This is a genomic window from Corynebacterium tuscaniense, assembly GCF_008693065.1.
GTDB lineage: Bacteria > Actinomycetota > Actinomycetes > Mycobacteriales > Mycobacteriaceae > Corynebacterium > Corynebacterium tuscaniense.
In genome coordinates, this window is record NZ_VXKH01000051.1 from 1 (window position 1) to 12,993 (window position 12,993).

Genomic DNA, 12,993 nt, shown 5'->3' on the forward strand with positions numbered 1-12,993 from the left:
CTCAGCCGGCGGCACCACGAGCCCTTCCGGCGGAACCGGCGTGCGCTGGTGCAGCGCCCACCAGGCCACCGCCGCGAGAGCCAACCCACCAAGGGAAGAGAACACGAGTTCGCCGTCAGTGGCCACGGACAAGGTGGGGAAGAAGATAATGAGTAGCACCAGAAGGCCCCAGCCAGTGGTGCGGTCTTCGCGCTCCGCGTCCGTCAGTTCTTCCTTCGGCCGCGAGATCACCTGCGCGGGGCAGGAGGACATGCCAAAGCGTGGCATGAGGAATCCGCACAGGATGTAGGTGAATAGGCCAACACCAAACACGAAAGACAAGGCCACAAACGCCACGCGGATGAGCAAAGCGTCGATACGGTAACGCACCGCGATGCCTTCGCAGATACCGGCGATAACTGCGTTTCCGCCCTGCTTGGAGGGGATGCGGGGAGGGCGGGTGTCCCACATTTCTTTCAGCGTCTCGTTCATGGTTCCAGTATGAAAGGCAGGGGTGCGTAGCGGTATCGGGAATGACCCTGGTTTTTGGATTTCAGGGTTTACCCTGATTCGCGCCGCGAATAAGCATGCGAAGATAAGCGCATGTCCAATTCCAACGAGGAGACCCGTGCTTACCCGCGTTTTGTGCGCGTGGAGCAAGGCCGGGTTGTTGCCGGGGTCGCGGCGGGGTTGTCCGCGCATGTGCGTATCGACGTCACCTGGGTCCGCCTCGCCCTCACCCTCACGTCCTTCCTCGGAGGGATGGGGATTTTGCTGTATGCGGCGCTGTGGGTGTTCAGCCCGGTAGGTGTGCCGCAGCAGCCAGTGATTGACCGCTACCGCGTCGGTGGTGCTGCTCATGCACTCATGATCGTGGGGGCGTTTGCGCTGTGGGCGCTTTCGGCGGGCGGTGGTGGCTGGCTTTTCATCGTGATTGCTCTGGTGGCTCTCGGTGCGGTGTTGGCCTGGCAGGCCTATGACCGTGACATGCGTACCACGGGGTCTGTTGTGCTGTTGGTTTGTGGCGCGGCGTTGGTCATGGTCGGAGTGGTGGTCATCGCGCTGATGGGGGACCGTGGCGGTATCACCGGTGTGATTTTGGCGGTGCTGGCCTCAGTATCCGGTGTAGGCATTCTGGTGGTGCCGCTGATTGTGCGGCTGTTCCGCTCACTCGTGCAGGAACGTGAGGAGAAAGCGGTGGCGGACCAGCACGCTGTTATTGCTGCTCATCTGCATGATTCGGTGCTGCAGACGCTCGCGCTCATTCAGAAGCGCGCGGGTGATGCGGAGGAGGTTGCGCGTCTTGCACGTGGTCAGGAGCGTGAGTTGCGGGCCTGGCTTTATGGCTCCCCTTCGGCTCCCGCGAGCCTCTTTTCTGCCCTTAATGCCGCGGCGTCTGACGTCGACGACATGTTTAACGTGCGCATCCGTCCGGTCACCGTTGGGGAAGATCTAGAGATGAATGCTGGCGTGGAACCCGTCGTCCTGGCCGCCCGGGAGGCGATGGTCAACGCGGCGAAACATTCGGGTGCGACCGCCATCGACGTGTACGTGGAGCACCTTGCGGGTGAGCTCAGCGTGTTCGTTCGCGATCGCGGAACCGGGTTTGACCTTGATGCTATTCCGGAAGACCGGCACGGCATCCGCGATTCCATCACTGGCCGTATGGAGGGCGCTGGCGGCACCGCGGTGGTGAAAACCGCGCCGGGTGAAGGAACAGAAGTGACACTCACGTTGTCGCTGTAAGGTCGAGATCATGCAGCCAGTCCGCGTTTTTCTTGTCGACGATCACTCCGTCTTCCGCTCCGGCGTCCGCGCCGAGCTGGCTAGCGCTACTGGCGCTGCGGCGATTGAGGTCGTCGGCGACGCCGGCACCGTAGCCGAAGCTGTCGCCGGGATCGCGGAGACGAAGCCTGACGTTGTCCTCCTGGACGTGCACATGCCCGATGGTGGTGGCCTCGCCGTGATCACGCAGGCGCCGGGCCCGCAGTATCTGGCGCTGTCTGTGTCCGACGCGGCAGAAGATGTGATAGCACTTATCCGCGCGGGTGCCCGAGGGTACGTGACCAAGAACATCGACGGCCCGGAGCTCGCCGAAGCCGTGGTGCAGGTGCATGGTGGGGATGCCTACTTCTCGCCGCGTCTTGCCGGGTTTGTTCTTGATGCTTTTGCTTCGGCTGGGGTCGTGGAGGATCCGGTTGGGGAGCCAGAGAAGGTGGGGGAGGGGGAGATTGCGGATAAGCTCACGCGCCGGGAACTTGAAGTGCTGCGGTTGTTGGCGCGTGGCTACACGTATAAGGAGATTGCGGCGGAGCTCTTTATCTCTGTGAAGACGGTGGAAACGCACGCGTCGAATGTGCTGCGCAAGACGCAAACATCGAACCGCTACCAGCTGACGCGTTGGGCGTCGCGCCACTCGCTGGATTAGAAAGCATTTTCGACCAGGGGGATTGACCGGATTGTTGACGCGGAGCATAATGATCCGCGTGAGTGGAACAAGTGTTCGCAAGGTTGATCTGGCTGCCATGCCGCTTGCTTCCTCGCGCGCGGAACAAATCGCGCAGCTTCGCGCCCAGATTTCGCAGATGGGAGGGGGTGCACGAGAGGGAAGTGTTGTCCAGGGTGTTGGCCTTCTTCCTATCGACGGGCCTCTGGGCGCCGTCCTGCCTGGTGGCGGTCTCTCACGTCGCGCAGTCACACACGTGAGCGATACACCTGGGCTGGTGGTGGAGATGCTACGCCACGTTACGTCCGCCGGTGGGCACGCGGGCGTGGTGGGGTGGTCGGAGCTGTCCTACGCCGCACTGCCGGTAGCGAGCCTGGAGCGCATTATTGCGGTGCCGGACCCTGGCGCAGATCCACTGGGGGTGGCCGGGGTGCTGGTGGAAGGTCTTGACCTGGTGGTTTTTCGTTCCCCGGCCACGTTGGAACTGTCACCGGTGCAAGCCCGGCCGCTGCTGGGGAAGCTGCGTAAGGGTCATGCCGCGCTCATACTCGTGGGGGCGACGGTGCCGTCTCCGGCCCTTGCATTGACAGGGGAGGTGGTGGGCTTTCACGGCATTGGTCGCGGTACCGGACGGATCGTGGGGATGGATGTGCGGGTGCGGGTCACACAGAAGAACACGCGCCCGACATCAGCGGTGGTCACGGTGGGTGAAGTGCCGGCTCCTGCTTTGCGGGTGGTGCGGTAGATGCGTGTGGCGGCCGTGTGGTTTCCGGATTGGCCGATCCAGGCGGCGCGGCTCGATGCGGGGGATGAGCTGGCGGAGCCGCTTGCGATCGGTGCGCATCATCGCATCAAGGTGGTCTCGCATGAGGCGCGCAAGCTGGGTGTTCGGCGTGGGATGAAGGTGCGCCATGCGCAGTCCGTGTGCCCGGATGTGACGGTCGTGGGGGATAATCCGGACCGGGATGGTCGCATGTTTGCTGCGCTCGCCGCGAGTTTTGATGATGTTGCCGCCTCCGTGGAGGTTCTGCGTCCAGGGCTTGTCGTCGTGGATATCGCCGCCGCGGGCACCTTCCACGGGAGCGAGGAAAAAGCGACCGAAATGCTTATCGACGCCGCCTCCCGCCCCGGCATCGACCCCCTCACCGGCGTGGCCGACGAGATCGCCACTGCCGTCATCGCTGCCCGTGTCTCGGCGGTGGTCCCATCGGGTGAGTCGGCGGCCTTTCTGTCTAGGGTGCCTCTGCGGATGTTGGTTGCGGAGACGAGTCTGGGGGTGGACGCAGACACCGTCGCCGCTTTGGGGCAGCTGGGGGTGAGCACGCTGGGGGAGCTCGCCGCGCTGCCCTCTACTGCCGTGTCCACGCGTTTTGGGCGGGCGGGGCTGCATTGTCATCGCATTGCGTGTGCGGCGTCGGATCGGCGAGTGGCGCCGGAGATTCCGTCGGTGGACTTAAGCGTATCGGTGACCCCGGAAGACCCGATCGAACGTGTTGATGCCGCTGCCTTCGCCGCCCGCGCATTGGCAGCGAGCCTGCATGAACGTCTTGCGAATGCTGGTCTGAACTGCCTCCGCCTCAAAGTGAGAGCGGAAGTGGATGGCGGGCAGATCGTGGAACGGACCTGGCGCACTCGGTCCGCCTTGACGGAAGACGCCACGGCGGACCGAGTGCGCTGGCAACTCGATGGTTGGTTGACGCATGGCGGGGCAGGGGCGATCACCTCCCTGATCCTTGAACCGCTAGAGGTGGCGCAGCCAGATTCGGCAGGACAATTGTGGGGGCATGGTCCTACTGCGGGAGATGATCAGGTGCGTCGGGTAGCGGAGCGCGTGCAATCGCAACTCGGGATTGATGCGGTGGTGCAGCCACGACTCGTCGGCGGGCGCGGCGTGGTGGAACGTGTTGCCCTCGTGCCCTTTGGGGAGCATGGTCCTGAGAACAGCAACGCCGCCGCCACCTGGCCCGGGGCGATCCCGCAGCCACTACCGGCGCGTATCGGTGGTGGGCTCAACCACCCAGCCTCACGAGTAAAAATGATTGACGCGCAGGCCACCCCCATCGGCGTGACCGCAGAGGCGCTGCTCACCGCCCCGCCCTATGCCTTGAGCTGGGGTGACAACAAATACCTCATTACGGGCTGGGCGGGACCATGGCCTGTGGACGCCGGATGGTGGGAAGGCGCACCTCACAAAGTCGCGCGCCTCCAAGTGGTGGGATGTACACCGCACGATCAGAAACCGGTGGGCTGGCTCCTTATGTGGTCGCAGCAGCAGTGGCGGATCGAGGCGATGTATACCTAGGCGTACCTACCGCGTGGCGTCGATAATGATGCGCGTGGGATTGTGCAGCGTCACCACACCGTATGGGCTTCGGGAGTTCAAGCCCACCACGACCTGGGTACGGCCCGCAGACGTACCGGCGTTGACCACCTCAGCTACCGTGCCGGATGTGCCGGCGCCACCGCTGACGCGTTCAGGGGCGGAGGTCTCAGCGCCAACATCGGAAGGGAACACGGTGCCATCAATCGAGACGTTGAGGAACGCCGAGCCCTTCACCTTCAACGGTTGCCCGGTGGACCCCTCCACGGGGGAGGAAACATAGTCGGCGAACCAGCCGGGCTCGCCGTCGCCGCTCAACGTGATGGTCACGCGGTCAAAATCACCATGACTTTTCACGTCCATATCAGTCACCGCGAGGCGAGCAGGCGCTGTAGGGCGAGTGGTCTTAGGGGAAGGATTCACCGGCCCCAACGGCTCGCGTTCTTCTGGAGACATGGTGGTTACTGCGCCACCAGTGCCGGCGACGATGTTGCCCTGTTGGGTACCGGAGGCGTCGTCAAGCGTGCACCCGGCGAGCACAAAAGCAACCGTGCATAAAGCAGTGGCGCATGCGAGCCTCGGTGCAGTCATGCGAACAACCCTAATAACAACCGTGAAAACACAAAAATAAAATCGCCCCAATCCGCAGATTGAGATCAAACTGTTGTACACACTACAGCTCACGGCGAAGATAGGTTACCCTTAGTGCCATGCCTGCCGATTCCTTCACTTTGTGCTCCGACGTTGAGGTGGAGCCGCTTCCCGGGACGGCAAAACAGGCCAGGGTGTACGTCCTCTTCGAAGAGCCGGGCCCATGGAGCCACGACGTCCTGGACGGTGACACTTTCGGTGCGGAGCTCACCGCGAAGCTCAAAGCGCATCTGAAGAAGTATGATGCGGCACTCCAGCTCATCCGCCACCCAACGCGTGAAGGGCGAGTGATTGAATCGCACCACCTGTACCTGGTGTTTTCCGACATTGGGTTGACTGAGGTGCTGCACGTTGATGGTCCGGAAGCGATCCTGGACCTTGATTTGTCGGGCCCGGGGCTCAACGGCGGTCAAGCGCGCATCAATCCGCTGCTTCTGGTGTGCACGCACGCGAAGCGTGACCGTTGCTGCGCGGTGAAGGGGCGTCCGCTGGTGGCGGAACTGGAGCGCCGTTACCCGTTCAAGCGCACGGGTGATGTGGTGTGGGAGACCTCGCACGTGAAGGGGCACCGTTTCGCGCCGGCGCTGCTGCTATTGCCGTGGGGTTACAGTTTCGGTCGCATGAACCTGGAGGCGACGGAGGCCATGTTGGCTGCGGCAATGCGTGCGCAGTACTTTGTGCCCGGCAACCGTGGGAGCGGCTTGATGTCGCCGCCCGCGCAGGCCGCGGAAGTTGCGGTTGCCGCGCACCTTCAGCGCGAGGGCAAGGATGTGTCCTACGGGCAGTTCTCCGTCGCATCAGAAGATGTCAGTGAGGACCATGCGAGCATCGTGCTTATCGACGAATCCACAGGTCACACCTACCACGTCACCCTCTCCACCCACGCTGTCTCCGGCGTGATTTCCTCGTGTGGCGATGAGCCGAAGCAGGGGCGCTACTGGCGGGTGGATTCGCTGGAGCACGTCGAGGAATTTCAGAGGTAACAAAGCAGCGTGTCGCCCACAGAGTCCACAACGTGGTCGGTGGCGGACTGCACATCGGCGGGGGAGTAGGGGACGCTGTCATGTCCCTCTGGGGAATGCATGAAAACTTTCCCTAAAACTGTGTCGCAGCTCTCAATTTGCTTGTATTGTGTGTTTCCAGACAAAAATGAAGGACGTTCATTTTTGCTGATCATGAGAGGAGTATGCACATGGAAAAGCACGATGGGGCAACCCGTAAGGTTGGGTACCTTTGCGATACGTTGTTCTTTTGGCATGACACCGGAACCGGGGGAGATGAACCGTCAGATCCACGCAAGGGCTTGCAGCCCGTAAACCGTCACTACTCGGCGCCGGAGCCTAAAAAACGACTGCATGAACTCATCCAGGTTTCGAGGCTTCGTGATCAAATCGTTGATTTGCGAGCTCGTCCCGCAACAGATGAGGAAATTCTGCGTGCACACTCTGCCGAGCACCTCAAAAATATGGAGCTGCAGTCTCAGCTTCCGAAAGGTGGCGATTGCGGAGATGGAGGATCACCTTTCGGGCACAACGCGATTGACATTGCTCGTTTATCGGCTGGTGGAGCGATCGTCGCTATGGAATCTGTTTTGAGCGGAGATACTGATTGTGCGTACGCGCTGATCAATCCCCCGGGACACCATGCTGAGCGTGATCGAAGTTTAGGCTTCTGTTTGTTCAACAACGCATCGATCGCGGTGGCTCACGCTAAGGAAAAGTGGGGTTTGGAACGGGTCGCAATCGTGGATTGGGATGTTCATCACGGCAATGGGTCGCAGGACATCTGGTGGACAGACCCGAGTGTGTTGACCATCTCTATCCATCAAGATCGTAACTTTCCGGTCGATTCAGGATTTGTCGATGAACGGGGTGGTGGTGAAGGTCTCGGCCATAATTTCAACATTCCGCTGCCACCCGGATCTGGCAACATCGTGTATGAACATGTGGTGGAAAATCTGGTTCGCCCTGCACTTGAGCAATTTCAGCCTGAATTGATTCTTGTGAGCTGTGGATATGATGCTGCAATGCAGGATCCGCTCGGCAGAATGATGGTTACTACCTCGGGTTTCAAGCGTATGACTGCGTTGATGATTGAGACCGCAAACAAGGTGTGCGATGGGCGTCTCGTTTTTGTGCAGGAAGGTGGGTATTGCCAGTATTACGTGCCATTCTGTGGCCTTGCGACGATGGAAGAATTAGTCGGGGCTGATTCAGGTTTCAGTGACGGGTATGCTGCCATCGTCGAGGGGCAGATTCGTACGGAGATTACGGCTGAGCAGCAGGCCGCGATTCAATCGGCACATGATGCGCACTTTTCGTCGGATGAGAGCGGTGGGAAAGTCGGATGAGTGGGTCAAATAAGAACCTTTTGAAGACTCACAATGTGGTCTTTCTTGTTGTTGCAGCGGCTGCCCCATTGACTGTTGTGTCGGCAGGCGCGACTGCAGCGTACGCGACTTCAGGGATGTCAGGTGTCCCTCTCGGCTACCTGATTTGTGGTGTGCTCGTTGCTCTTTTCGCGGTTGGCTTTTGTGCGATGGCGAAAGAAATTCCCAATACTGCAGCATTTTTCTCATATGTATCAGCAGGCCTAGGACGAAGTCACGGGTTGGCAGCATCCTGGTTGGCCCTAGTTTCATATCTGGCCATGCAGGTGGCGCTTTACAGTTTATTCGGTTTCACCGTCAATAGTCTGCTCGGCAGTGTGGGGGTGGAAGTACCGTGGTGGTTGTGCACGATGGGGGCGATCGCACTGGTCGCTGTGCTTGGAGTGAATTCCGCGGATACGACATCCAAGTTACTCGGTATTTTGTTGACTCTGGAATTTCTAGCAGTATCGATATTTTGTGTTGTGGCGCTGAGGAATCCAGCAGACGATATCGGCGTCACCACACTTATGCCACAAGCACTCTTGGGGGCCGGAACAGGTACAGCGCTAGCGTTCACCATCGCCGGATTTATGGGGATTGAGAGTACAGCGATGTACTCGGAGGAAACCCACAAGCCAAAGACAACGATTCCACGGGCAACGCTGATCGCGATCGGTGTTATCTCTGCCTTCTACGCGTTTTCTTCTTGGAGTATTGCCCAGAGCGCGGGAGAGAGCAGTATTGTCAGCGCCTCTCAAGAGCAGGGCGCAGATCTCTTCTTTAACTTTCTCGCAGCACACGGTTTGGAAGGGGTTGTTCCGCTGATTCGAACGCTGCTTGCTACGTCGCTTTTCGCTGCGGTGACTTCATTCCATAACACGATTGCTCGATACTTGATGGCGTTGGGGCGCGAGCAGGTCATTTGGAAACGACTTGGCGGGGTATCCAGTAAAGGGGCACCAGTAAATGCGTCTCTGGCGCTGTCGGGTTTTGTAACGGCAGTTGTTCTTGGATTCAGCCTGATCCAGGCACTGATTGGTTACAGTAAGGGCTTCCCAGCGGATATTTTGTTCTCGTGGCTGAGCGCGGCGGGCGGTTTTGGCTTGGTGTTCCTTTTCCTTGTGACCAGCATTTCGGTGATTCTTTACTTCAAGAAGAATCAGAACATGTACAACTTGTTTGTCACGCTTGTGGCGCCTGTCATAGCAACTGTTGGCTTCGGGGTTGTGTTCGTGCTCATTCTATTGAACTTCAATGTGCTGATCGGTAGCGATGATTTGTGGTATCTCGTGTTTATCGTGCCGAGCATTGTTCTGCTTTGTGGCGTTGCAGGGTATGCACGCGGTGAGTACCTACGTAAACATAATCCTCGTATATATGAGAACATTGGCTCGGGAAAGTCGCCGACAGTATCTGAAGATGAAAAGTTTGAAGCTGTGCGAGTATAGAAAGATATGCTCTGACGCGTCCTGTCGGTCAAAATGATGAAAAGTGCCGTGAATGAGCTTCACGGCACTTTGCTATTGGTGGCTTCGGATATTTTCTTTCCCTAGCGGCGCATCACCTTCGCCGAGAGCCAGTTCCCCAGCAGCTGGGCGAGCTGCACGATGATCACGATGGTGATCACCGCCACCCACGTCACTGCCGGTTGGTAGGCGCGGTAGCCGTAGACGATGGCGAAGTCACCCAGGCCGCCGCCACCGATGTAGCCGGCCATCGCGGACATGTCGATCACCGCGATGAAGATGAAGGTGTAACCCAGGATCAGTGGGCCGAGAGCCTCCGGGATGATCACGGTGCGGATGATGCGCCACGGGCCAGCGCCCATCGCGCGGGCCGCTTCGATCACACCGGGGTCGATTGCCACGAGGTTTTGCTCCACGATGCGGGCCACAGTAAACGTGGCGGTCACGCACATGACAAAGGTCGCGGCTTCACGGCCAATCGTCGTGTCCACCACCGCGAGGGTGACGGAGTAGAGCATCGCGATCATGATGATGAACGGGATCGGCCGGAAGAAGTTCACCAGGATGTTCAGTACCCAGTAAATCGGCCGGCTCTGCAGCACTCCGCCGACGCGGGTGGTGTAGAGGAACAGGCCCAGAATCATGCCGAAGAACCCGCCGACAATCATGGTGATGGTCACCATGAACAGCGTGTCCAGTAGTGCCTGCCAGTAGGTGGGGCCGAGGCGATCCCAGTCCACGCCGGCTGCAAGAAGTGTTTCGATCATTTAGGCCACATCTCCTTGCCTGTCGGTGATTTCGTGGATGTGCGTGGTGGTTTGCATCGTGTGGAAGAATTCGTCGATAGCTGCATTATCGCCGGTGAGGCGGACGGTCATTTTGCCGAAGGAGTGATCCTGCAGCGTGGTCACGGAACCATGCACGACGTCGAGGCCCACGCCTTCTTCCTGCAGTTTCGCGGCCGCGGAGAAGAAGCCGGAGTTCGCGGTGAGGTCCACGGTGAACAGGCGCCCTTCGCCCGAGTGGAGTAGTTCCCGCTCCTCGCTTTTCGACGGAGTGTTCCTCAGCGACGTCGCCACAAACCTCTTGGACACATCCGTTTGTGGGTTGGAGAAGACTTCGTAGACGGAGCCATGCTCCACGACCTTGCCATTTTCCATCACAGCGACCTTGTCGGCGATGGCGCGGATGACATCCATTTCGTGGGTGATAACCACGATGGTGATGCCGGTTTGTTCATTGACCTTCTTCAGTAGGTCAAGGACTTCTTGGGTGGTTTCGGGGTCGAGGGCGGAGGTGGCTTCGTCGGCAAGCAAAAGCGAGGGGCTTGTGGCGAGCGCACGAGCGATGCCCACCCTTTGCTTTTGTCCACCGGAAAGCTGCTCCGGGTAGTTCGTGCCACGGTCAGAAAGGCCGACGAAGTCGAGCAGTTCCGCCACGCGGGCTTTGCGCTCGGCGCTGCTCATGTCAGTCATCTTGAGTGGGTATTCAATATTGCCTGCCGCGTTGAGCGAGCTAAACAGGTTGAACTGTTGGAAGATCATGCCAATGGAACGGCGCGCGGCACGCATCTGCTTCGCGGGCATACCCACAATGTCCGTTCCATCCAGCAAAATCTGCCCCGATGTCGGGGTATCCAGCCCGTTGATCATGCGGACCAGAGTGGACTTGCCGGCACCCGAGTAACCGATCACGCCCAGGATCTCCCCCGGCTCGACAGTCAGACTGACGCTGTCAAGAGCGACAACATCCGTGCCCTTCTTCGAGCGGAAGACCTTGTTTACGTCCCGGAATTCGATCCGGGTGCCAGTGCGAGACATAGAGGTTTACTTCTCGTTCTTTGCGTCTTCGACGAGGCGGTCGAGGATCTTGTTCAGCTCATCCTTGGACTTCTTCACCTGAACGGCGGTGCCGTTGGAGTCCTCATTCAGAGCCTCGGTGACCTCAGGGGTCTGCCAGAGCTCAACGAGCTTGTCGTAGGTCGGGTTGTCAATGTCTTCTGCGCGGACAGCGAAGATGTTGATGTACGGCTCAGCCAGCTCAGAGTTCGGGTCGTCGGCTGCGACAGCAGTGGATGCGTCGATGCCAGCGCGGGAGAGCCAGTTGTTGTTGATGATCGCCGGGTCACCCTGGTTGTAGGCAGTCGGAGTCTGGGAAGCATCAACCGGGGTGACCTCAACCTTGGAAGCATCCTTGTCAATATCAGCCGGGGTCGGGTTCAGTGGGTCAGTGCCTTCCTTGACCTTAACCAGGTCAGCCTGGACGAGCACGTTGATCGCACGGCCCTGGTTGGAGGGGTCGTTCGGGATAGCAACCTTCTCGCCCTCGATGCCGTCGAGCGAGTCATGGTCCTTCCAGAACAGGCCGAGGGTGTTGATCTCAGCGGAACCGATGATGCGCAGATCCTTGCCCGAAGAAGCCTTGTACTGAGCCAGGTACAGGATGTGCTGGAACTTGTTCAGGTCAAGCTGGCCCTCAGCCAGCGCCGGGTTCACCGGGGTGTACTCGGTGAAGGGGACCAGTTCCAGGTCGATGCCTGCTTCCTTGGCCTTGTCAAGGAAAACAGACCAAGCTTTCTGATCAGAGTCGGTCGTACCGATGCGCACGACCTGGTTCTCATCGTCCTTCGGAGCGGCGTTGTCGGTGGAGTCAGAGGAGCATGCAACCAGCCCAGTAGCTGCCAGAATGGAAGCTGCTGCGGTTGCGATAACACGGTTGAGGCGCATGTCGCGTCCTGCACTTTCTTAGTCGGGGTTGAAGTGTCTGGGAAAATCTATCACCGTGTGTACCGCTTAGTCTAGTTCCGGCCTCATTCATTGCTTTCCGGCGAATATAATCAAACGTTCGTTCGGTTTATGGTGTCGAATGTGTGTACGATAGGCGCGTGCGATTCAATGGTGGCAAAGCATTGTCCTGGGCGCAGCTGGAACGCATCCTCTCCGGCCGCCCCGGGCCTGCCGTTGTGCCTGTTGACCGGCTTGAACAGTTTGAACGGGGCTCGCGTTCCACTCCCGCGGGCCGGCGCCGCAGCGGGGCGATTCCCTTCGCAGAACTCCACGCCGCATCCACCTACAGTTTCCTCAGTGACACTGGTGGTGCCAGTGAGCCAGAGGAGTTGGTGGCCCGCGCCCACGAACTCGGCTTGAGTGCCCTTGGCCTGCTGGACCGCGATGGCTTCTACGGGGCGGTGAAATTCGCCGAAGCAGCCGCGGAGGTAGACCTGCCCACGGTGTTTGGTGCAGAGCTCAGCCTGCCCCACGCACCGCTACCGGTGATTGCTCGCGGGGCGGAAGGCTACCGGCGCCTGTCGCACCTCATGGCTGGGGCGCACATGGCCTCAGGCGAGAAAGGGGTGGTGCACTACCCGCCACTGCCGGAGATGGCGGCAGCACTCGCTGGTACCTGCATCGTGTTGGCGGGCTGGCGGTGGGTAGATCACCTGGATGAACTCGTGGAATGCTTCGGCGTGGCCAACGTGGTCAAAGAATATGAGGCCACGATGCTGCCGGAAGATGCAGACCGCCATACCATCCTTCGTGCCGTCGGCCCGCCTGGTCTGCGGGAAATCCTGACCGCTGCCCCCGGTGCCGCCACCCGGGACGGGGCAAGGGTGGCGGGGGCGAAGAGGGCGTTGGGGCGTCGAAAAGCAATCAGCGCGGCATCCGCGGACCTGCACCCGATGGGCGCGCCCTGGTTACGCTCGGGCGAGCAACTCGCGGCGATGATGCCCGACGACACGGCGATGATCGCGGAGGCCGTG

At 59.8% G+C, this 12,993-nt stretch carries 13 protein-coding genes; 8 read left to right on the top strand and 5 right to left on the bottom strand.

The features are described 5' to 3' along the window. Positions 1-471 (bottom strand): PspC domain-containing protein (locus F4V54_RS08565; RefSeq protein ID WP_170253136.1); only part of this gene is annotated, 471 nt, incomplete at its 3' end. Between the two features lie 111 nt (positions 472-582). Here F4V54_RS08565 and F4V54_RS08570 point away from each other — a divergent pair. Genes F4V54_RS08570 through F4V54_RS08585 form a run of 4 tightly spaced genes read left to right on the top strand, consistent with a single transcriptional unit; the run spans position 583 to position 4,727 of the window. Continuing rightward, positions 583-1,725: an ATP-binding protein gene (locus F4V54_RS08570; protein ID WP_150386865.1), complete on the top strand. Its 1,143-nt coding sequence runs from the start codon at positions 583-585 to the stop codon at positions 1,723-1,725. Between the two features lie 10 nt (positions 1,726-1,735). Next, on the top strand, positions 1,736-2,407 hold the full coding sequence (locus tag F4V54_RS08575) for a response regulator transcription factor (protein WP_102723960.1): 672 nt from the start codon (positions 1,736-1,738) through the stop codon (positions 2,405-2,407). A gap of 49 nt (positions 2,408-2,456) precedes the next feature. After that, a complete protein-coding gene (locus tag F4V54_RS08580; protein ID WP_376997473.1) occupies positions 2,457-3,170 on the top strand; it encodes a hypothetical protein in 714 nt (237 codons plus the stop codon). Beyond that, positions 3,171-4,727 (top strand): Y-family DNA polymerase, encoded by a 1,557-nt coding sequence (locus tag F4V54_RS08585; protein ID WP_150386866.1) that lies wholly within the window; start codon positions 3,171-3,173, stop codon positions 4,725-4,727. Between the two features lie 6 nt (positions 4,728-4,733). On the opposite strand, the gene F4V54_RS08590 is transcribed toward F4V54_RS08585, so the two are convergent. After that, complete coding sequence (locus tag F4V54_RS08590) at positions 4,734-5,336, bottom strand: AMIN-like domain-containing (lipo)protein (protein ID WP_034665353.1); 603 nt, start codon at positions 5,334-5,336, stop codon at positions 4,734-4,736. 119 nt (positions 5,337-5,455) lie between these two features. On the opposite strand from F4V54_RS08590, the gene F4V54_RS08595 reads away from it, so the two are divergent. From F4V54_RS08595 to F4V54_RS08605, 3 genes are all read left to right on the top strand, one after another. Beyond that, positions 5,456-6,379: a sucrase ferredoxin gene (locus F4V54_RS08595; protein ID WP_034665355.1), complete on the top strand. Its 924-nt coding sequence runs from the start codon at positions 5,456-5,458 to the stop codon at positions 6,377-6,379. A 209-nt stretch (positions 6,380-6,588) separates the two neighbouring features. Beyond that, the gene (locus F4V54_RS08600; RefSeq protein WP_150386867.1) at positions 6,589-7,746 is read left to right on the top strand and encodes a class II histone deacetylase; all 1,158 of its coding nucleotides are present in this window, start codon (positions 6,589-6,591) and stop codon (positions 7,744-7,746) included. Between the two features lie 35 nt (positions 7,747-7,781). Then, a complete protein-coding gene (locus tag F4V54_RS08605) occupies positions 7,782-9,215 on the top strand; it encodes an APC family permease (RefSeq protein ID WP_249041268.1) in 1,434 nt (477 codons plus the stop codon). A 101-nt stretch (positions 9,216-9,316) separates the two neighbouring features. Here F4V54_RS08605 and F4V54_RS08610 read toward each other — a convergent pair whose 3' ends face one another. Genes F4V54_RS08610 through F4V54_RS08620 form a run of 3 tightly spaced genes read right to left on the bottom strand, consistent with a single transcriptional unit; the run spans position 9,317 to position 11,959 of the window. Beyond that, positions 9,317-10,000: a methionine ABC transporter permease gene (locus F4V54_RS08610; RefSeq protein ID WP_034665357.1), complete on the bottom strand. Its 684-nt coding sequence runs from the start codon at positions 9,998-10,000 to the stop codon at positions 9,317-9,319. Beyond that, positions 10,001-11,053, bottom strand: coding sequence for a methionine ABC transporter ATP-binding protein (locus tag F4V54_RS08615; protein ID WP_150386869.1), 1,053 nt, complete (start codon positions 11,051-11,053; stop codon positions 10,001-10,003). It lies immediately after the preceding gene. 6 nt (positions 11,054-11,059) lie between these two features. After that, positions 11,060-11,959 carry a MetQ/NlpA family ABC transporter substrate-binding protein gene (locus F4V54_RS08620; RefSeq protein ID WP_102723956.1) on the bottom strand — a complete coding sequence of 300 codons (900 nt, stop codon included), beginning with the start codon at positions 11,957-11,959 and terminating at the stop codon, positions 11,060-11,062. Positions 11,960-12,102: 143 nt separating this feature from the next. Between F4V54_RS08620 and F4V54_RS08625 the strand changes: the two genes are divergently transcribed. Next, positions 12,103-12,993 (top strand): PHP domain-containing protein (locus F4V54_RS08625; protein ID WP_249041269.1); only part of this gene is annotated, 891 nt, incomplete at its 3' end.